Raw genomic sequence first — 19,728 nt, 5'->3', positions numbered from 1 at the left:
GCGTCGCATCCGGCTGTCATGGGGTCTCCCGTGACGGCGGTGTGTCCGACGGCGTGCCAGGTGGCATGACCTTCTGAGGGCAGGGCGGCACGTACAGCAGGTGAACAGGCATAACCGGCTCGCGTACCCACCCCCCTCCTCCCCTACGCTTGTCCCGTGACCCCCGTCGAGCTCTCCCGCACCGTGCTGCACGCGGTGCGCCGTGCCGTCGACGCCGGGGAGCTGGATGTGGCCGTGCCCGAGCGTGCCGTCGTGACGGAACCGGGGCCCGGCGGATGCGGGGACTTCGCCACCACCATCGCGTTGCAGCTCGCCCGGCCGGCCGGGCAGCCGCCCCGGAGGGTCGCCGAGATCCTGCTGCCGCGTCTCGCCGAAACCGCCGGCATCCGGGACGTCGTCGTCACCGGGCCCGGGTTCCTCAACATCAGCCTCGACGCGCAGGCCGATCCCGTCACCGGGTTGGTGCGGGAGATCCGGCGGAAGGGTGCCCGGTACGGGTACGGGGACGCCCTCGCCGGGCAGGTCGTCGCGCTGCGCGTGCCGTACGAAGTGCGGGCCGAGGTCGTCGCCGACGCCGTCGTACGGATCGTGGCCACGCAGGGCGGACGCACCACCGTCGAGCACGGCGAGCCCGTCAATCTGCGGCCCGTGCCCGCACCGGAGGACCCCGCCCCGCTCGGACCCGACGCCGCCCAGTGGGCCCTGCTCCACCCCGCCCCGCACGACCGGCCCCGGATCACCGCCGATCACCTGGTCCAGCGGGAGAGCAATCCGCTGTTCCGGGTGCGGTACGCCCACGCCCGCATCCGTTCCCTCAGCCGCAACGCCGCCCGCCTCGGCTTCACCGCCGAGCCCGGCCCCCTCACCGTCCCCACCGGCACCGAGCCCGCGGACACCGCCAGCGGCACCGCCCCCACCCCGAACGGCGCCCGTCCCACCGCGAGCGGCACCGAGCCCGCGGACACCGCGAGCGGCACCGCCCCCACCCCGAACGGCGCCCGTCCCACCGCGAGCGGTACCGAGCCCGCGACCGCCCCCCACCCCTCCGCGATCGCCACCGCCTCCACCGCGAGCGGCACCGCCCCCACCCCAACCGGCGCCCGCCCTCCCGCGAGCGGTACCGAATCCGAGACCGCCCCCAAGGCCCCAATCGCCCCCCACGCCAAGGCCCCAACCGCCCCCCACCCCCCGGCAAACACCCCCCATGTCACCCCGACCACCGCCCCCCACCCCACCCCCACCCCAAGCCCCCACCCCGCCCCCACCCCAAGCCCCCACCTCACCCTCACTCCCACCCCCACCCCCCAAGACCCCACCCCCGTGGTCCGACCCCTTCTCACGTCCCTCGCCGACCACCCCCGGATTCTTGCCGTGGCCGCCACCCACCGTGCCCCGGATCGGCTTGCCCGGCATCTCGTCACCGTCGCGGATGCCGTGCTGCCCCTGCTGCCCTTCGTGCTTCCCGTCGGCGAGGAGAAACCCTCGGCCGCCCACCGGGCCCGGCTGGCCCTCGCCGAAGCCGCCGGGACGGTGCTGGCCGGCGGCCTGTCCCTGCTCGGCATCGACGCACCCGAACATCTCTGAGGCGCCCGAGAGCAGATGCGTCCCGGAGAGAGACAGAGAGTCTGAGAGTCACGTCATGAGCCGTTCCGCCCACCCCGCAGGACCCCGTCACGCCGACGTCCTGCCCGAGGGGCACTACTCCGCACCGCCCGCCGACCTCAACGCCCTCGACGCCAAGGTGTGGGCCCAGACCGTCGGCCGGAACGACGACGGCGTGGTCACCGTCGGAGGGATCCCCGTCACCCGGCTCGCCGAGGAGTTCGGCACGCCCGCCTACGTCCTCGACGAGGCCGACTTCCGTGCCCGGGCGCGTGCCTGGCGTACCGCCTTCGGGCCGGACGCCGACGTCTTCTACGCAGGCAAGGCGTTCCTGTCCCGGGCCGTCGTGCGGTGGCTGAACGAGGAGGGACTCAACCTCGACGTGTGCTCCGGCGGGGAGCTGGCCACCGCCCTGAGCGCCGGCATGCCCGCCGAGCGCATCGCCTTCCACGGCAACAACAAGTCCGTCGCGGAGATCCACCGGGCCATAGAGGCGGGCGTCGGGCGGATCGTGCTCGACTCCTTCCAGGAGATCGTGCGGGTCGCCCACACGGCGCAGTCGCTGGGGAAGCGGCAGAAGGTCCAGATCCGGATCACCGTGGGTGTCGAGGCGCACACGCACGAGTTCATCGCCACCGCCCACGAGGACCAGAAGTTCGGGATTCCGCTCGCCGGCGGGCAGGCCGCCGAGGCCGTACGGCGGGCGTTGCAGCTCGACGGGCTGGAGCTGATCGGGATCCACTCCCACATCGGGTCGCAGATCTTCGACATGTCCGGGTTCGAGGTCGCCGCCCATCGAGTCGTCGGGCTGCTCAAGGACATCCGGGACGAGCACGGGGTCGAGCTGCCCGAGATCGACCTCGGGGGCGGGCTCGGCATCGCCTACACCAGCGACGACGACCCCCGTGAACCGCACGAGATCGCCAAGGCGCTCACCGAGATCGTCACGCGGGAGTGCGAGAGCGCCCGGCTGCGGACCCCGCGGATCTCCGTCGAGCCGGGCCGCGCCATCGTCGGCCCCACCGCTTTCACCCTGTACGAGGTCGGCACCGTCAAGCAGCTCGACGGGCTGCGGACGTACGTCTCCGTCGACGGCGGCATGTCGGACAACATCCGCACCGCGCTGTACGACGCCGAGTACAGCGTCGTGCTCGTCTCCCGCGCCTCCGACGCCCAGCCGATGCTCGCCCGGGTCGTCGGCAAGCACTGCGAGAGCGGGGACATCGTGGTGAAGGACGCGTTCCTGCCGGCCGACCTGGCACCGGGTGACCTGATCGCCGTGCCGGCCACCGGTGCGTACTGCAGGTCCATGGCCAGCAACTACAACCACGTGCTCCGGCCGCCCGTCGTCGCCGTGCGGGACGGGGCGGCCCGGGTGATCGTCCGGCGTGAGACGGAGGAGGACCTCCTGCGTCTCGACGTCGGGTAACTCCCTTGCGCGGGGCCGGAAGATCTGCGGTCTGCCGGTCTCGTACAAATGAAATAGATGTCTCACGATCCGGACGAAGGGTAGAAACTCCCGTCCGGTGAGTGAGACTGGTCCAACCGTAGACGGTATGAGGAAACGAGGTCGGATGATGCGTACGCGTCCGCTGAAAGTGGCGCTGCTGGGCTGTGGAGTGGTCGGCTCAGAGGTGGCGCGCATCATGACGACGCACGCCGACGACCTCGCTGCCCGGATCGGGGCCCCGGTCGAGCTCGCCGGCGTGGCCGTACGGCGTACCGGCAAGGTGCGCGAGGGCATCGACCCCGCGCTCGTCACCACGGATGCCACCGCCCTCGTCAAACGCGGGGACATCGACGTCGTCGTGGAGGTCATCGGCGGGATCGAGCCGGCCCGGACGCTGATCACCGCCGCCTTCGAGCACGGCGCCTCCGTCGTCTCCGCCAACAAGGCCCTGCTCGCCCAGGACGGGGCCGCCCTGCACGCCGCCGCCGGGGAGCACGGCCGGGACCTCTACTACGAGGCCGCCGTCGCCGGCGCCATCCCGCTGATCCGGCCGCTGCGCGAGTCGCTCGCCGGTGACAAGGTCAACCGGGTCCTCGGCATCGTCAACGGCACCACCAACTTCATCCTCGACAAGATGGACTCCACGGGCGCCGGCTACCAGGAGGCCCTGGACGAGGCCACCGCCCTCGGATACGCGGAGGCCGACCCGACCGCCGACGTCGAGGGCTTCGACGCCGCCGCCAAGGCCGCCATCCTCGCCGGGATCGCCTTCCACACCCGCGTGCGGCTGGACGACGTCTACCGCGAGGGCATGACGGAGGTCACGGCCGCCGACTTCCGCTCCGCCAAGGAGATGGGCTGCACCATCAAGCTGCTCGCCATCTGCGAGCGGTCCAAGGACGGCACGTCCGTCACCGCGCGCGTGCATCCCGCCATGATTCCGCTGAGCCATCCGCTCGCCTCCGTGCGCGGCGCCTACAACGCGGTGTTCGTGGAGTCCGACGCGGCCGGCCAGCTGATGTTCTACGGCCCCGGCGCCGGCGGCTCGCCCACCGCCTCCGCCGTTCTCGGCGACCTCGTCGCGGTCTGCCGCAACCGGCTGAACGGCACCACCGGCCCCGGCGAGTCGGCGTACGCCGACCTCACCGTCTCCCCGATGGGCGAGGTCGTCACGCGCTACCACATCAGCCTGGACGTCGCGGACAAACCGGGTGTACTCGCTCAGGTCGCGACCGTCTTCGCCGAGCACGGGGTGTCGATCGACACCGTTCGGCAGCAGGGCAAGGACGGCGAGGCCTCTCTCGTCGTCGTCACCCACCGGGCCTCCGACGCCTCCCTGTCCGGGACCGTCGAGGCACTGCGCAAGCTCGACACCGTGCGGGGTGTCGCCAGCATCATGCGGGTCGAAGGAGAGTAACCAGCAATGACACACCAGTGGCGCGGAATCATCGAGGAGTACCGGGACCGTCTGCCGGTATCCGACACCACGCCGGTCGTGACGCTCCGCGAGGGCGGCACGCCGCTCGTGCCCGCGCAGGTGCTCTCCGAGCGCACGGGCTGTGAGGTCCACCTGAAGGTGGAGGGTGCCAACCCCACCGGCTCCTTCAAGGACCGCGGCATGACCATGGCCATCAGCAAGGCCAAGGAGGAGGGGGCGAAGGCCGTCATCTGCGCCTCCACCGGCAACACCTCCGCCTCCGCCGCCGCGTACGCGGTGCGGGCGGGCATGGTGTCCGCCGTGCTGGTCCCGCAGGGCAAGATCGCCCTCGGCAAGATGGGCCAGGCCCTCGTGCACGGCGCGAAGATCCTCCAGGTCGACGGCAACTTCGACGACTGCCTCACCCTGGCGCGGGAGCTGAGCGACAACTACCCCGTGGCGCTGGTGAATTCGGTCAATCCGGTGCGTATCGAGGGCCAGAAGACGGCCGCCTTCGAGATCGTGGACATGCTCGGCGACGCGCCCGACATCCACGTCCTCCCGGTCGGCAACGCGGGCAACATCACCGCCTACTGGAAGGGCTACAAGGAGTACGCCGCCGACGGCATCGCCGCCCGGACCCCCCGGATGTGGGGCTTCCAGGCGTCCGGCAGCGCTCCGATCGTGCGCGGCGAGGTCGTCAAGGACCCGTCGACCATCGCCACCGCCATCCGCATCGGCAACCCCGCCTCCTGGACGTACGCGCTGGCCGCGCGGGACGAGTCCGGCGGTGCCATCGACGAGGTGACGGACCGTGAGATCCTGCGCGCCTACCGCCTGTTGGCCGCGCAGGAGGGTGTCTTCGTGGAGCCCGCCTCCGCCGCCTCCGTGGCCGGCCTGCTGAAGGCCGCCGAGCAGGGCAAGGTCGACCCGGGCCAGCGCATCGTGTGCACGGTCACCGGAAACGGCCTGAAGGACCCCGACTGGGCCGTCGCCGGCGCCCCGCAGCCGGTCACCGTCCCGGTCGACGCGGCCACCGCGGCCGAGCGCCTCGGCCTCGCCTGAGCGGTCCGGGTCCGGGCAGTCCCCGACACGGTGCACAGGAGGCATACGACACGCATCGTGCGCCTCCTGTGCGCCCTATGTCGCCACAGAACCTTCCTTCGATAGGCTGTACCGAACCCGCCTACCGCATATGCCCCCGCGTATGGCACGGCGCCGCGCCGTCTCCGCGGCCCGACGGGTCTTCGCACGTCAGTCATCGGCAGTCCACCGAATGACCATCGAATCCCTCGAGCGTCATTCGACCGTCACGCAGCTCAAGGAGAGTCTTCGAGCGATGGCCGGTCCAGCCTTCCGCGCCGCCGCCGTCCGGGTGCGCGTTCCCGCCACCAGCGCCAATCTCGGCCCGGGTTTCGACGCCCTGGGCCTCGCGCTGGGGCTCTACGACGACGTGGTCGTCCGGGTCGCCGACTCCGGGCTGCACGTCGACATCGCGGGCGAGGGCAGCGAGACCCTCCCGCGCGACGAGAGCCACCTCCTCGTCCGCTCCCTGCGCACCGCCTTCGACCTGCTGGGCGGGCAGCCCCGGGGCCTGGAGATCGTCTGCGCCAACCGCATCCCGCACGGCCGTGGCCTGGGCTCCTCCTCCGCCGCCATCTGCGCCGGCATCGTCGCCGCCCGCGCCGTGACCATAGGCGGCGAGGCCCGTCTGGACGACGCCGCGCTGCTGGAACTGGCCACCGAGATCGAGGGCCACCCGGACAACGTGGCCGCCTGTCTGCTCGGCGGTTTCACCCTGTCCTGGATGGAGGCCGGCTCCGCCCGGGCCATCAGGATGGAGCCGCACGATTCCATCGTTCCGGTGGTTTTCGTGCCCGGAAAGCCGGTCCTGACCGAGACCGCGCGCGGCCTGCTCCCGCGCACCGTGCCGCACGTCGACGCCGCCGCCAACGCGGGCCGCGCCGCCCTGCTGGTCGAGGCCCTGACCAGGCGCCCCGAGCTGCTGCTGCCCGCCACCGAGGACCGCCTCCACCAGGACTACCGCGCCCCGGCCATGCCGGAGAGCGCCGCGCTGGTGGAGCGGCTGCGCGCCGACGGCATCCCGGCCGTCATCTCCGGCGCCGGACCCACGGTCATGGCGCTCGCCGACGCCGAGAGCGCCGACAAGGTGTCCCACCTCGCGGGCGAGGGCTGGGCCGCCAACCGGCTGGACCTGGATGTACAGGGAGCGAGCGTGCTGCCGCTTGCGACCTGACACACGGTTGCCGGATATGGAGAGGGGGAATGTTTGTTGGATCCGGTAGTGTTAATCTCAAGTCTGCACCCGACCCCACCATGGCGAGGTGCTTCGTGTCCCCGTCCGGGACAGACATTCTTCCGGGAGTCTCCCGCGCCACTCCGTGTTCCTTGCGCCGTACCTGGGCAGTACGTCGTATGCGAGCACTGAGCGGGCCGCCGGTGGGGGTACCCCCTCTGGGGGAGCTCCGGAAAAGGTGCTACCACGCCACGTGACACCGGGTGCCACGACTCGCGGAAGCGCCGTCACCGCACATTTCTTCCGCCGCTTTGGCGGACCACCGCCCCGGCACGGTTCGCAGAAGACAGGACCGTAGCCGGACAGCACAACCGGTCGCCGAGCCAGACAGGCCGACGTCCGCTCCAGGGAAGGACCCTTCGTGAGCGACACCACCGATCTGATGGGCGCACGTGTCGAGGAGACCGCTGCCGCGCCCTCCACGGACGCCTCCGCGCCTGCCACCGGTGCCGGCTCCCGGCGGCGCCGTGGTACCGGCCTCGAGGGCATGGTGCTGGCCGAGCTGCAGCAGGTCGCCTCGGGCCTCGGGATCAGGGGCACCGCGCGGATGCGCAAGAGCCAGCTGATCGAGGTCATCAAGGAGGCGCAGGCCGCCGGGGGTGCCGCCCCCAAGGCCGCGTCCGCCCCCGCCGGGGACGCCGCCGAGACCAAGCCGAAGCGCCGCGCCACCTCCAAGGCCCGCACCGGCGAGGAGGCCGAGAAGAAGGCGGAGGCCAAGTCCCCCAAGGCCGCGTCCTCGCTCGAGCAGGGAGGTGCCTCCTCCGCCCCGGCCGAGAAGGCCGTGGCCCAGCAGCAGATCGAGATCCCGGGCCAGCCGGCCTCCGACGACGCCCCGTCCGAGCGCCGTCGCCGCCGTGCCACCGCCGAGGCGGGCAGCCCGGCGTCCGGCGGCACCGAGACCGTCGCCGCCGAGGCCAAGAGCGAGACCAAGGCCGAGGCGCCCGCGCAGCAGCAGGGCGAGGCCAAGGGCGACGCCGGTGACGGCGAGGGCCGTGGCCGTCGCGACCGCCGCGAGCGCGGCCGTGACCGCGACCGCCGCGGCAAGGGCGACGAGCAGCAGGGCGGTGGCCGTCAGGACCGCCAGCAGCAGGGCCAGCAGCAGGGCGGCCGGCAGGACCGCAACACCGGCCCGCAGGACGACGACGACTTCGAGGGCGGCCGCCGTGGCCGTCGTGGCCGCTACCGCGACCGCCGTGGCCGCCGTGGCCGCGACGACATCGCCGAGCCGCAGGTCGCCGAGGACGACGTCCTGATCCCCGTCGCGGGCATCCTGGACATCCTCGACAACTACGCCTTCATCCGGACCTCCGGTTACCTGCCGGGCCCGAACGACGTGTACGTCTCCCTCGCCCAGGTCCGCAAGAACGGCCTGCGCAAGGGTGACCACGTCACCGGTGCGGTCCGCCAGCCGAAGGAGGGCGAGCGCCGCGAGAAGTTCAACGCGCTGGTCCGCCTCGACTCCGTCAACGGCATGGCGCCCGAACACGGCCGCGGCCGACCGGAGTTCAACAAGCTGACCCCGCTCTACCCGCAGGACCGCCTCCGCCTGGAGACGGACCCGGGCGTGCTCACCACCCGCATCATCGACCTCGTGTCGCCGATCGGTAAGGGCCAGCGCGGTCTGATCGTGGCCCCGCCGAAGACCGGCAAGACCATGATCATGCAGGCGATCGCCAACGCGATCACGCACAACAACCCCGAGTGCCACCTGATGGTCGTCCTCGTCGACGAGCGTCCGGAAGAGGTCACCGACATGCAGCGGTCGGTCAAGGGCGAGGTCATCTCCTCGACCTTCGACCGCCCGGCCGAGGACCACACCACGGTCGCCGAGCTCGCCATCGAGCGCGCCAAGCGTCTGGTGGAGCTGGGCCACGACGTCGTCGTGCTGCTCGACTCCATCACCCGTCTGGGCCGCGCCTACAACCTGGCGGCGCCGGCCTCCGGCCGCATCCTGTCCGGTGGTGTCGACTCGACCGCGCTGTACCCGCCGAAGCGGTTCTTCGGTGCGGCGCGGAACATCGAGGACGGCGGCTCGCTGACCATCCTCGCCACCGCCCTGGTGGACACCGGCTCCCGCATGGACGAGGTGATCTTCGAGGAGTTCAAGGGCACCGGCAACATGGAGCTGAAGCTCGACCGCAAGCTCGCCGACAAGCGCATCTTCCCGGCGGTGGACGTGGACGCGTCCGGTACCCGTAAGGAAGAGATCCTGCTCGGCAACGAGGAGCTGGCGGTCGTCTGGAAGCTCCGCCGGGTGCTGCACGCGCTGGACCAGCAGCAGGCGATCGAGCTGCTTCTCGACAAGATGAAGCAGACGAAATCGAACGTCGAGTTCCTGATGCAGATCCAGAAGACGACGCCGACGCCGGGCAACGGCGACTGACCCCCGTCGAGGCGACATGCCGGGCCGGCCACGGTTTGACCGTGGCCGGCCCGGCCGCTTTCCGCCCCGCCCGCGTCCTGCCCGTATCCCGCACGGGAAGGGCCGGCCCGGCCGCTTTCCGCCCCGCCCGTCCTGTCCGTATCCGCACGGGAAGGGCGGCCCGGCGAGATCTGTGCCACATCCGAGGCCGTCGGGGCGGGTTCCCGGCGGTGCCGCGGCTTCGGCCGAAGGCGCAGGTGAGCCGGTTACGCCCGACTCGTCCGGCTGCGCACCCCGCCCCGTCGCCGCCCGCGAGGGGCATTTCGCACTGTGCAACCCTTTCCCGAGTTTCCCCGTCTGACCAGGCGGAGCGACGATGGAGCGGTGACAACCGAGCCAGTCCCTGACCGCAGGGGGTAATCGACCGCCGAGACCTAGGAGCGCAGTGGCCGCCGAGAGCACGCCCGAGCCCGCCATATCCGAGCCGGGCACGGCCGATCCCCGCCGCAGCGGCAAGGGACGCCGCCGCAAGGCCCCCAGCACGGGCCGCAAGGCCATGCGCGCGACGGCCTGGACCGCCGCGGGCGTCGTCGTGCTGGGTGGCGTCGGCGCCGGGTACGTGTACTTCAAGCTCAACGGCAACATCCACAGCGTCGACATCAACCAGGCCCTCGGCACCGACCGGCCCACGAAGATCGACAACGGCTCCGAGAACATCCTGGTCCTGGGCTCGGACACCCGCTCCGGCCAGAACAAGAAGCTCGGCGGCGGCACCGACGACGGCAGCGCCCGCTCCGACACGGCGATGATCGTCCACGTGTACGAGGGTCACAAGCGGGCCAGCGTGGTCTCGATCCCGCGCGACACCCTCGTCGACCGCCCCCAGTGCACCGACACCCAGGGCACCACGCACTCCGCCGCCTCCGGCGTGATGTTCAACGAGGCGTACTCCACCGGGGGCGCGGCCTGCGCGGTGAAGACCGTGGAGTCCATCACCGGCATCCGCATGGACCACTACCTGGAGGTCGACTTCGAGGGCTTCCAGAAGCTCATCGACGACCTCGGCGGCGTCCAGGTCACCACGACGAAGGACATCCGCGACCCGCAGAGCCACCTCGACCTCAAGGCCGGCCCGCACACCCTGAACGGCGAGCAGGCCCTCGGCCTGGTCCGCACCCGGCACGGTGTGGGAGACGGCTCCGACCTGGGCCGCATCCAGCTCCAGCAGGCGTTCATCAAGGCCCTGATCGACCAGGTCAAGCACGTCGGCGTCTTCACGAACCCGAAGAAGCTGTACGACCTCGCCGACACCGCCACCAAGGCCGTCACCACCGACTCCGACCTCGGCTCGGTCAACGACCTGATGGACTTCGCGGGCGGCCTCAAGGGCATCGGCTCGTCCCACATGAAGATGGTCACGATGCCGGTCCAGTACGACCCGGCCAACCCCAACCGGGTCCTCCTGGCGAAGGAGAAGGCCCGGCTGGTGTGGGACGCCCTGAAGAACGACAGGCCGATCCCGGCAGCGGCCACCGAGGGGACGGCCACCGGCGAGGCCAAGGGCGTCGTGAGCTGACCGCCCACCCCCGGGAATAGAACAACCGCACCCCCGGTTTGGGTGGATGGCCCCAGTCCTGGCAGACTGGTACGTCGGCTCCGGTTCACGCTCCCGCATCCCGCGGCGGCGACCCGGCGCCCTCCCGAAACCTAGGAGACACCTTGAAGCGCGACATCCACCCCGCGTACGTCGAGACGCAGGTCAGCTGCACCTGTGGCGCGTCGTTCACCACCCGCAGCACCATCGAGTCCGGCACCATCCGGGCCGAGGTCTGCTCCGAGTGCCACCCGTTCTACACGGGCAAGCAGAAGATCCTCGACACCGGTGGCCGTGTGGCCCGCTTCGAGGCCCGCTTCGGCAAGGCTGCCGGCTCCAAGAAGTAGCGAGCCCCATATCGCCGGTCCACGGCCGCACCCTTACCGGGGGTGTGCCCGGGACCGGCGTTTTTGGTCGCCCGCCCTTCCCTTCACCGCAGTACAGGAGCCCAAGATGTTCGAGGCCGTCGAGGAACTCGTCGCCGAGCACGCCGACCTGGAGAAGCAGCTCGCCGACCCGTCGGTCCACGCCGACCAGGCCAACGCGCGCAAGCTGAACAAGCGCTACGCCGAGCTGACCCCGATCGTCGCCACGTACCGCTCCTGGAAGCAGACCGGCGACGACATCGAGACCGCGCGCGAGTTCGCCGCCGACGACCCCGACTTCGCCGCCGAGGTCAAGGACCTGGAGAAGCAGCGCGAGGAGCTGACCGAGAAGCTGCGCCTGCTGCTCGTCCCGCGCGACCCCAGCGACGACAAGGACGTCATCCTGGAGATCAAGGCGGGCGCGGGCGGCGACGAGTCGGCGCTGTTCGCCGGTGACCTGCTGCGGATGTACCTGCGCTACGCCGAGCGCGTCGGCTGGAAGACCGAGATCATCGACGCCACCGAGTCCGAACTGGGCGGCTACAAGGACGTCCAGGTCGCCGTGAAGACCAAGGGCGGCCAGGGCGCCACCGAGCCCGGGCAGGGCGTCTGGGCCCGCCTGAAGTACGAGGGCGGTGTGCACCGCGTGCAGCGCGTCCCGGCGACCGAGTCCCAGGGCCGTATCCACACGTCCGCGGCCGGCGTCCTCGTCACGCCCGAGGCCGAGGAGGTCGACGTCGAGATCAACCCGAACGACCTCCGCATCGACGTCTACCGGTCCTCCGGCCCCGGTGGTCAGTCCGTGAACACCACCGACTCCGCCGTGCGCATCACGCACCTGCCGACCGGCGTCGTGGCCTCCTGCCAGAACGAGAAGAGCCAGCTGCAGAACAAGGAGCAGGCCCTGCGTATCCTGCGCTCCAGGCTGCTCGCCGCGGCACAGGAGGAAGCGGAGAGGGAGGCCGCCGACGCCCGCCGCAGCCAGGTCCGCACCGTCGACCGCTCCGAGAAGATCCGCACCTACAACTTCCCGGAGAACCGCATCTCGGACCACCGCGTCGGCTTCAAGGCGTACAACCTGGACCAGGTCCTCGACGGCGACCTCGCCGCGGTGATCCAGGCCTGTGTCGACGCCGACTCGGCGGCGAAGCTCGCCGCCGCGTAACACACGTACGCACCAGTACGACACGGAGGACTCGCGTGAACCTGCTGCTCGCCGAGGTGGCCCAGGCCACCCAGCGGCTGGCCGACGCCGGCGTGCCCTCGCCGCGCACCGACGCGGAGGAGCTGGCCGCGTTCGTGCACGGCGTGAAGCGCAGCCAACTGCACTCCGTGAAGGACGCCGACTTCGACGCCCGGTACTGGGAGGTCATCGCCCGGCGCGAGCAGCGCGAGCCGCTTCAGCACATCACCGGCCGGGCCTACTTCCGGTACCTGGAACTCCAGGTCGGGCCGGGGGTGTTCGTGCCCAGGCCGGAGACCGAGTCCGTGGTCGGCTGGGCCATAGACGCGGTCCGCGCCATGGACGTCGTCGAGCCGTGCATCGTCGACCTGTGCACCGGCTCCGGCGCCATCGCGCTCGCCCTCGCCCAGGAGGTGCCGCGTTCCCGCGTGCACGCCGTGGAGCTGTCCGAGGACGCCCTCGTGTGGACGCGGAAGAACGTGGCCGGATCGCGGGTCGACCTGCGCCAGGGCGACGCCCTCACCGCCTTCCCGGACCTGGACGGCCAGGTCGACCTGGTCATCTCCAACCCGCCGTACATCCCGCTCACCGAGTGGGAGTACGTCGCCCCGGAGGCCCGCGACTACGACCCCGAGCTGGCGCTGTTCTCCGGCGAGGACGGACTCGACCTCATCCGGGGCATCGAGCGCACCGCGCACCGGCTGCTGCGCCCCGGCGGAGTCGTCGTGATCGAGCACGCCGACACCCAGGGCGGCCAGGTGCCGTGGATCTTCACCGAGGAGCGGGGCTGGGCCGACGCGGCCGACCACCCGGACCTCAACAACAGGCCACGCTTCGCCACCGCCCGCAAGGCGCTGCCGTGACCGCCCCGCAGTCTTCAACCCCGCAGTCCGTGTACGAGGAGGCCCGCTAGACATGGCACGGCGATACGACACCAATGACGCGACCGACCGCGTGACGGGTCTGCGCGAGGCCGCGTCCGCCGTCCGCCGGGGCGAACTGGTGGTGCTGCCGACCGACACGGTGTACGGCATCGGCGCCGACGCGTTCTCCTCGGAGGCCGTCGCCGACCTGCTCGGGGCCAAGGGCCGGGGCCGCAACATGCCCACCCCCGTCCTCATCGGCTCGCCGAACACCCTGCACGGCCTCGTCACGGACTTCTCCGAGCTGGCCTGGGAGCTGGTCGACGCGTTCTGGCCGGGTGCCCTGACGCTCGTCGCCAAGCACCAGCCGTCCCTCCAGTGGGACCTCGGCGACACCCGGGGCACGGTCGCCGTGCGCATGCCGCTGCACCCCGTCGCCATCGAGCTGCTCACCGAGGTCGGCCCCATGGCCGTGTCCTCGGCCAACCTCACCGGCCACCCGGCGCCGGAGGACTGCGACGCCGCGCAGGAGATGCTCGGCGACTCCGTCTCCGTCTACCTCGACGGCGGCCCCACCCCGGGCAACGTTCCGTCGTCCATCGTGGACGTCTCCCGCCGGGTGCCGCTGCTGCTGCGCGAGGGCGCGCTCTCCGCGGAGGAGCTGCGCAAGGTCGTACCCGACCTTGAGGTGGCGAATTGACGGCCCCTGAAGCGGGGCGTGGCATAGGCGGCGGGGGCTTCAGCGCGGAGGAGACGACGACGTTCGGGTTCCCCCGCGACACCTTCCGCATCCTCCACGTCAGCACCGGCAATGTGTGCCGCTCGCCCATCACCGAGCGGCTGACCCGCCATTTCGTCGCGGAGCGGCTCGGCGTACTCGGCGGCGGGCTGGTCGTGGAGAGCGCCGGCACGTGGGGACACGAGGGCGCGCCCATGGAGGCCAACGCGGAGGCCGTGCTGGGCGAGTTCGGCGCGGACGCCACCGGCTTCGTCGGCCGGGAGCTGCTGGACGAGCACGTGATCATGGCCGACCTGGTGCTGACCGCCACCCGCGACCACCGCGCCCAGGTCATCTCCATGGGCCATTCGGCGGGGCTGCGCACCTTCACCCTGAAGGAGTTCACCCGCCTGGTCCGTGCGATAGATCCGGCCACGCTGCCGCCGCTCGAGGACGGCGTGGTACTGCGGGCCCGGGCGCTGGTGCGGGCGGCCGCGGCCCTGCGCGGCTGGCTGCTCGCCCCGACCGCCGAGGCGGACGAGGTGTACGACCCCTACGGCGCCCCGCTGCCCTTCTTCCGGTCCATCGGCGACGAGATACGAGACGCGCTGGACCCGGTCGTCACCGCGCTGACGGGCGTGACCGCACACACCTAGGACGGACCCCCGCCCACCCGGGACGGACCGCGCCTGCCCGGCGAGCCCACGCACCCACCCGGGACGGACCCGCACCCACCCGGGACGCATCCGGGAAGACCCGCACCCGGGACGCATCCGGGAAGACCCGCACCGGGACGGACGCACACGCACCCGCGCATCCGGGAGGATCCGCACCCGGGACGGACCCACCCGCACCCGCGCATCCGGGACGGACCCGCGCGCGTACGGGTGGGGAAACGGACATCAACGGCGGTAACGGTCGCGCGTCGGCCGTACCCCGGGCCTACATTGGGGATACGTCACCGTCGACCGCCCGGAGCCCGCCATGTCGGTCACCACCGCTCACGAGACCGATGTCCTGCGGCGGCAGGACCCGGCGATGGCCGAGATCCTGCTCGGGGAGCTGACCCGGCAGTCCACGACGCTCCAGCTGATCGCCGCCGAGAACTTCTGCTCGCCGGCCGTGCTCGCCGCCCTCGGCTCACCGCTCGCCAACAAGTACGCCGAGGGCTATCCGGGTGCCCGCCACCACGGCGGCTGCGAGATCGTCGACGTCGCCGAACGCGCCGCCGTCGACCGGGCCAGGGCCCTGTTCGGCGCCGAGCACGCCAACGTCCAGCCGCACTCCGGCTCCTCGGCCGTCCTGGCCGCCTACGCCGCCCTGCTGCGCCCCGGCGACACCGTCCTCGCCCTCGGCCTGCCCCACGGCGGCCATCTCACCCACGGCTCGCCGGCGAACTTCTCCGGCCGCTGGTTCGACTTCGTCGGCTACGGCGTCGACGCCGAGACCGGGCTGATCGACCACGACCAGGTGCGCCACCTGGCCCGGAACCACCGGCCCAAGGCCATCGTGTGCGGCTCCATCGCCTACCCCCGCCACATCGACTACGCCTACTTCCGCGAGGTCGCGGACGAGGTCGGGGCGTATCTGATCGCGGACGCGGCCCATCCGATCGGGCTGGTCGCCGGGGGAGCGGCGCCCAACCCGGTGCCGTACGCGGACGTCGTGTGCGCCACCACCCACAAGGTGCTGCGCGGTCCGCGCGGCGGGATGCTCCTGTGCGGGGCCGAGCTGGCCGAGCGCGTCGACCGGGCCGTCTTCCCCTTCACCCAGGGCGGCGCCCAGATGCACACCATCGCCGCCAAGGCCGTCGCGTTCGGCGAGGCGGCGGCGCCGGCCTTCACCGTGTACGCCCATCAGGTGGTCGCCAACGCCCGGGTCCTCGCCGGTCACCTGGCCGCGGAGGGGCTGGTCGTCACCACCGGCGGCACGGACACCCATCTGATCACCGCGGACCCGGCCCCGCTCGGCGTGGACGGCCGTACCGCGCGCGGCCGGCTGCTGGCGGCCGGCCTGGTGCTGGACTGCTGCGTGCTGCCGCACGGCGACGGCCGCGGGCTGCGCCTGGGCACGGCCGCGGTGACAACGCAGGGCATGGGGGAGCCGGAGATGGTGCGGATCGCGGCGCTGCTGGCGGCCGTGCTGCGGGGCGCGACGGAGCCGGCCGCGGCGCGTGAGGAGGTGCGCGCACTCGCCGGCCAGTTTCCGCCGTATCCCGGCTGAGCGCGGGTAGGCGCAGTTCCGTACACCCTGATGTGTCCCGTTGTGGACCTTCGCGGACCGCCGCGGAGCGGGGCACACAGCCTTGCGTGCAACCATCGTCGCTACCCGGCAGTCCTCATTCATATGCATCCGTCGCTAGGGTGTGGGGCTGTGATGGCCAGCGAGACCTGTGGGGAAGCCCGTGCGTGAATACCTGCTGACGCTCTGCATCACGGCCGCGGTGACGTACCTGCTGACAGGGCCGGTACGGAAGTTCGCGATCGTGGCCGGGGCGATGCCGGAGATCCGGGCCCGGGACGTGCACCGGGAACCCACTCCGCGCCTCGGTGGTATCGCCATGTTCTTCGGCCTGTGCTCGGGACTGCTGGTCGCGGACCACCTGGCCAACCTCAACGAGGTCTTCGCCAAGTCCAACGAGCCCCGGGCGCTGCTCTCCGGCGCCGCCCTGATCTGGCTGATCGGCGTCCTGGACGACAAGTTCGAGATCGACGCGCTGATCAAGCTGGGCGGTCAGATGATCGCCGCGGGTGTGATGGTCATGCAGGGTCTGACGATCCTGTGGCTGCCCGTCCCGGGCGTCGGCAACGTCGCCCTCACCCAGTGGCAGGGCACGCTGCTGACCGTGGCCCTGGTCGTCATCACGATCAACGCGGTGAACTTCGTGGACGGCCTGGACGGCCTCGCCGCCGGCATGGTGTGCATCGCGGCGGCCGCGTTCTTCCTGTACGCCTACCGCGTCTGGGTGTCGTACGGCATCGAGGCCGCCGCCCCGGCCACGCTGTTCGCGGCGATCCTGATGGGCATGTGCCTGGGCTTCCTGCCGCACAACATGCATCCCGCGCGGATCTTCATGGGCGACTCGGGCTCGATGCTGATCGGCCTGGTGCTGGCGGCCGGCGCGATCTCCATCACCGGCCAGGTGGACCCGGACGCGCTGAACCTGTACGCGGGTTCGGAGAAGGCGGCCGTGCACCAGACGGTGCCGGTCTACATCCCCCTGCTGCTCCCGCTGACGATCATCGCGGTGCCGACGGCGGACCTGGTCCTGGCGATCGTCCGGCGCACCTGGCGCGGCCAGTCCCCGTTCGCCGCGGACCGCGGGCACCTGCACCACCGGCTGCTGGAGATCGGCCACTCGCACAGCCGGGCCGTGCTGATCATGTACTTCTGGTCGGCCCTGATCGCCTTCGGGGCGCTCGCCTACTCGGTCAACTCGGCGTCGATGTGGATCGTGCTGGGCATCGTCTTCCTCAGCGCGATCGGGCTGGTCCTGCTGCTGCTCCCGCGCTTCAGGCCGCGGGTGCCGGTGTGGGCGCAGCGGTTCGTGCCGCCGCGGTACCGGAGGCGGCGCCGGGCTCCCGAGGCCGCGGCAGCGCAGACCGCGCAGACCGCGGAGCAGGATGCCTCCGGAAGCGAGGAGCGGGCCCCGGTCAGCGCCGGTGTCTCGGGCGTCAACGGAGCGACCGCGATCGGCGCTCGTTCGCGTTTCGTTGATCGCCGTTGATACGGCCAGGTAAGAATCTGACTAGAGCATTGCCAAGTCGTGGGGGAGCGAAGCACCCCAATACCAGACAAGTCGGCTCGGTTTTTGCACAGACGGGCACTGTCACTCTCATGTGTGACAGCAAGCACACCAAGCAGGTAAAGACCTCATCAAATAGTTTGTGATACGGTTCACGAGAACCCCGGATAGAGCCGAAGGACCTGAGTGCGACGGTCCATTGGCGTGAGGTCTCGATCACTCAGCCCGGGACTACGCTCGTCCATGACGACACCCTGCCCCCTGTGAAAGCGGAGTTGCCGCCATGCCGTCCAATGACGTCCGGATCCTGGCCCAGGCCGCCGTACCCACGGCTGTCGCCGGCGCGATTGCCGCCGTCGTCGGCGGTGTGGTCGCGGGCGGCAAGGGAGCCATCGGAGCCGTCGTCGGAACGCTGGTCGTGATCCTGTTCATGGGACTCGGGCTCTACGTGCTCCAGCGCACCGCCAGGTCTTTCCCGCAGCTGTTCCAGATGATGGGCCTGATGCTCTACGCGGCCCAACTGCTGCTGCTCGTCGTCTTCGTCGCTCTTTTCAAGAACACGACGCTGTTCAATCCCCGCGCCTTCGCCATCACGCTCGTGGTCGCCACCCTGACGTGGATCGCGGCGCAGACGCGTGCGCACATGAAGGCGAAGATCCTCTACGTCGATCCCGATGCCTCGTCGAAGGGCGACAAGCCCGAGAAGACAGGGCACTCGTCGTGAGAGGTAGGGCCGGGATAAAGGCGCACGAGAGATGCTGCTATCGTCCGGTGCCAACTGCGGCATCGCGGGCGCGGGCATCTGAGCTGACGCCTGCTCGATCGCGAGGCTCGATGCCCCCCGGCCGCCCCCACATCCGTAACACCAGTCCCGTGCCGACCCGCGGCCGCACGCCGCGCCGACACAACGAGGTTGCCGTACCTATGCGCCACGATGAAGGAGCCCGCGGTGAGTGCTGACCCGACGCAGACGCTCGCTTTCGACACGAGCTGCCACCTGTTCGACGGGTGCGGCTTCCCGGCTCCGGGCCTGCACTCGTTCCTGTTCAAGCCGCTCTGGGGCGACGCGGACAGCAACTTGTACTTCAACAAGACGATGCTGCTGGCGCTCCTCGGTTCCATCATCATCGTGGGCTTCTTCTGGGCCGCCTTCGCCAGGCCGAAGGTCATCCCGGGCAAGCTCCAGCTGGTGGCCGAAGCCGGTTACGACTTCGTCCGTCGGGGTGTCGTCTACGAGACCATCGGCAAGAAGGAAGGCGAGAAGTACGTCCCGCTCGTCGTCTCGCTCTTCTTCTTCGTCTGGATGATGAACCTCTGGTCGATCATCCCGGTCGCGGCCTTCCCGGTCACGGCGATCATCTCGTACCCTGCGGTCCTCGCCGGCATCGTCTACGTCCTCTGGGTCTCGCTGACGTTCAAGCGGCACGGTTTCGTCGGTGCCTTCAAGAACTTCACCGGCTACGACAAGACGCTCGGCCCCGTGCTGCCGCTGTCGATGACGATCGAGTTCTTCTCGAACCTGCTGGTGCGGCCCTTCACCCACGCCGTGCGACTCTTCGCGAACATGTTCGCCGGCCACACGCTGCTGCTGCTGTTCACGATCGCCAGCTGGTACATGCTGAACGGCATCGGTATCGCCTACTCCGGTGTCTCGTTCGTGATGGTCATCGTGATGACCGCCTTCGAGCTCTTCATCCAGGCTGTCCAGGCGTACGTCTTCGTACTGCTGACCTGCAGCTACATCCAGGGCGCGCTCGCCGAGCACCACTGAGCACCCCGACCACCCACCCAGACATCCGGTGGCCAACCCCCACCGGTCATTGAAAGAGAAGGAAGAACCGGCATGTCCGCTCTCCAGACCCTTGCCGCCGGCGTCGAGATCAAGGGCAACCTCGGCTCGATCGGTTACGGCCTCGCCGCGATCGGCCCGGGCGTCGGCGTCGGCATCATCTTCGGTAACGGCACGCAGGCCCTGGCCCGCCAGCCCGAGGCGGCCGGCCTCATCCGCGCCAACCAGATCCTGGGCTTCGCCTTCTGTGAGGCGCTCGCCCTGATCGGTCTGGTCATGCCGTTCGTTTACCCGAGCTCCTGACCCGACCGTCGCCCTTTAGA

Annotated in this window: 17 protein-coding genes; all 17 read left to right on the top strand. The window is 70.8% G+C overall.

Annotated elements, in window-relative coordinates:
• Positions 1 to 156 precede the first annotated feature (156 nt).
• On the top strand, positions 157 to 1,584 hold the full coding sequence (gene nrtL / locus JK361_RS27680) for an ArgS-related anticodon-binding protein NrtL (RefSeq protein WP_201822839.1): 1,428 nt from the start codon (positions 157 to 159) through the stop codon (positions 1,582 to 1,584).
• 55 nt (positions 1,585 to 1,639) lie between these two features.
• Positions 1,640 to 3,031 carry a diaminopimelate decarboxylase gene (gene lysA / locus JK361_RS27675; protein WP_201822837.1) on the top strand — a complete coding sequence of 464 codons (1,392 nt, stop codon included), beginning with the start codon at positions 1,640 to 1,642 and terminating at the stop codon, positions 3,029 to 3,031.
• 145 nt (positions 3,032 to 3,176) lie between these two features.
• Positions 3,177 to 4,469: a homoserine dehydrogenase gene (locus JK361_RS27670; RefSeq protein WP_201823123.1), complete on the top strand. Its 1,293-nt coding sequence runs from the start codon at positions 3,177 to 3,179 to the stop codon at positions 4,467 to 4,469.
• 6 nt (positions 4,470 to 4,475) lie between these two features.
• Positions 4,476 to 5,534: a threonine synthase gene (gene thrC, locus JK361_RS27665; RefSeq protein ID WP_201822835.1), complete on the top strand. Its 1,059-nt coding sequence runs from the start codon at positions 4,476 to 4,478 to the stop codon at positions 5,532 to 5,534.
• Positions 5,535 to 5,808: 274 nt separating this feature from the next.
• Positions 5,809 to 6,726 (top strand): homoserine kinase, encoded by a 918-nt coding sequence (gene thrB, locus JK361_RS27660; RefSeq protein ID WP_201822831.1) that lies wholly within the window; start codon positions 5,809 to 5,811, stop codon positions 6,724 to 6,726.
• A 421-nt stretch (positions 6,727 to 7,147) separates the two neighbouring features.
• On the top strand, positions 7,148 to 9,169 hold the full coding sequence (gene rho / locus JK361_RS27655; protein ID WP_201822828.1) for a transcription termination factor Rho: 2,022 nt from the start codon (positions 7,148 to 7,150) through the stop codon (positions 9,167 to 9,169).
• Between the two features lie 424 nt (positions 9,170 to 9,593).
• Entirely contained in the window at positions 9,594 to 10,724 is a 1,131-nt protein-coding gene (locus JK361_RS27650) for an LCP family protein (protein WP_201822825.1), read from the top strand.
• Positions 10,725 to 10,867: 143 nt separating this feature from the next.
• Positions 10,868 to 11,089, top strand: coding sequence for a 50S ribosomal protein L31 (rpmE, locus tag JK361_RS27645; RefSeq protein ID WP_030740744.1), 222 nt, complete (start codon positions 10,868 to 10,870; stop codon positions 11,087 to 11,089).
• A 106-nt stretch (positions 11,090 to 11,195) separates the two neighbouring features.
• Positions 11,196 to 12,272, top strand: a complete 1,077-nt coding sequence (prfA, locus tag JK361_RS27640) for a peptide chain release factor 1 (RefSeq protein ID WP_201822822.1) — start codon at positions 11,196 to 11,198, stop codon at positions 12,270 to 12,272.
• A gap of 35 nt (positions 12,273 to 12,307) precedes the next feature.
• Positions 12,308 to 13,153: a peptide chain release factor N(5)-glutamine methyltransferase gene (prmC, locus tag JK361_RS27635; RefSeq protein WP_184968716.1), complete on the top strand. Its 846-nt coding sequence runs from the start codon at positions 12,308 to 12,310 to the stop codon at positions 13,151 to 13,153.
• A 52-nt stretch (positions 13,154 to 13,205) separates the two neighbouring features.
• Positions 13,206 to 13,853, top strand: coding sequence for an L-threonylcarbamoyladenylate synthase (locus tag JK361_RS27630; protein WP_201822819.1), 648 nt, complete (start codon positions 13,206 to 13,208; stop codon positions 13,851 to 13,853).
• On the top strand, positions 13,850 to 14,527 hold the full coding sequence (locus JK361_RS27625; RefSeq protein ID WP_201822812.1) for an arsenate reductase/protein-tyrosine-phosphatase family protein: 678 nt from the start codon (positions 13,850 to 13,852) through the stop codon (positions 14,525 to 14,527). Before JK361_RS27630 ends, JK361_RS27625 begins: the two co-directional genes overlap by 4 nt.
• A gap of 328 nt (positions 14,528 to 14,855) precedes the next feature.
• Positions 14,856 to 16,094, top strand: coding sequence for a serine hydroxymethyltransferase (gene glyA / locus JK361_RS27620; RefSeq protein WP_201822809.1), 1,239 nt, complete (start codon positions 14,856 to 14,858; stop codon positions 16,092 to 16,094).
• Positions 16,095 to 16,275: 181 nt separating this feature from the next.
• Complete coding sequence (locus JK361_RS27615) at positions 16,276 to 17,598, top strand: MraY family glycosyltransferase (RefSeq protein WP_201822807.1); 1,323 nt, start codon at positions 16,276 to 16,278, stop codon at positions 17,596 to 17,598.
• Between the two features lie 301 nt (positions 17,599 to 17,899).
• Positions 17,900 to 18,340 (top strand): Cg1360 family ATP-synthase-associated protein, encoded by a 441-nt coding sequence (locus tag JK361_RS27610; RefSeq protein ID WP_201822804.1) that lies wholly within the window; start codon positions 17,900 to 17,902, stop codon positions 18,338 to 18,340.
• Positions 18,341 to 18,550: 210 nt separating this feature from the next.
• Positions 18,551 to 19,387, top strand: coding sequence for a F0F1 ATP synthase subunit A (gene atpB / locus JK361_RS27605; protein ID WP_201822783.1), 837 nt, complete (start codon positions 18,551 to 18,553; stop codon positions 19,385 to 19,387).
• Positions 19,388 to 19,459: 72 nt separating this feature from the next.
• Positions 19,460 to 19,708: an ATP synthase subunit C-like protein gene (locus JK361_RS27600; RefSeq protein WP_030610088.1), complete on the top strand. Its 249-nt coding sequence runs from the start codon at positions 19,460 to 19,462 to the stop codon at positions 19,706 to 19,708.
• The last annotated feature ends 20 nt before the right edge of the window (positions 19,709 to 19,728 follow it).

It is taken from the genome of Streptomyces musisoli (assembly GCF_016741855.1).
Classification (GTDB): domain Bacteria; phylum Actinomycetota; class Actinomycetes; order Streptomycetales; family Streptomycetaceae; genus Streptomyces; species Streptomyces musisoli.
The sequence above is the reverse complement of the archived record's forward strand: the minus strand, read 5'-3'. Positions and strand labels throughout refer to the sequence as shown.

Excerpts from the sequence above, each read along its gene's own strand:
- glyA (WP_201822809.1), top strand. The coding sequence starts at position 14,856 with ATGTCGGTCACCACCGCTCACGAGACCGATGTCCTGCGGCGGCAGGAC.
- JK361_RS27610 (WP_201822804.1), top strand. The coding sequence starts at position 17,900 with ATGCCGTCCAATGACGTCCGGATCCTGGCCCAGGCCGCCGTACCCACG.
- thrC (WP_201822835.1), top strand. The coding sequence starts at position 4,476 with ATGACACACCAGTGGCGCGGAATCATCGAGGAGTACCGGGACCGTCTG.
- lysA (WP_201822837.1), top strand. The coding sequence starts at position 1,640 with ATGAGCCGTTCCGCCCACCCCGCAGGACCCCGTCACGCCGACGTCCTG.
- JK361_RS27600 (WP_030610088.1), top strand. The coding sequence starts at position 19,460 with ATGTCCGCTCTCCAGACCCTTGCCGCCGGCGTCGAGATCAAGGGCAAC.
- JK361_RS27630 (WP_201822819.1), top strand. The coding sequence starts at position 13,206 with ATGGCACGGCGATACGACACCAATGACGCGACCGACCGCGTGACGGGT.
- JK361_RS27670 (WP_201823123.1), top strand. The coding sequence starts at position 3,177 with ATGATGCGTACGCGTCCGCTGAAAGTGGCGCTGCTGGGCTGTGGAGTG.
- thrB (WP_201822831.1), top strand. The coding sequence starts at position 5,809 with ATGGCCGGTCCAGCCTTCCGCGCCGCCGCCGTCCGGGTGCGCGTTCCC.
- prfA (WP_201822822.1), top strand. The coding sequence starts at position 11,196 with ATGTTCGAGGCCGTCGAGGAACTCGTCGCCGAGCACGCCGACCTGGAG.
- atpB (WP_201822783.1), top strand. The coding sequence starts at position 18,551 with ATGAAGGAGCCCGCGGTGAGTGCTGACCCGACGCAGACGCTCGCTTTC.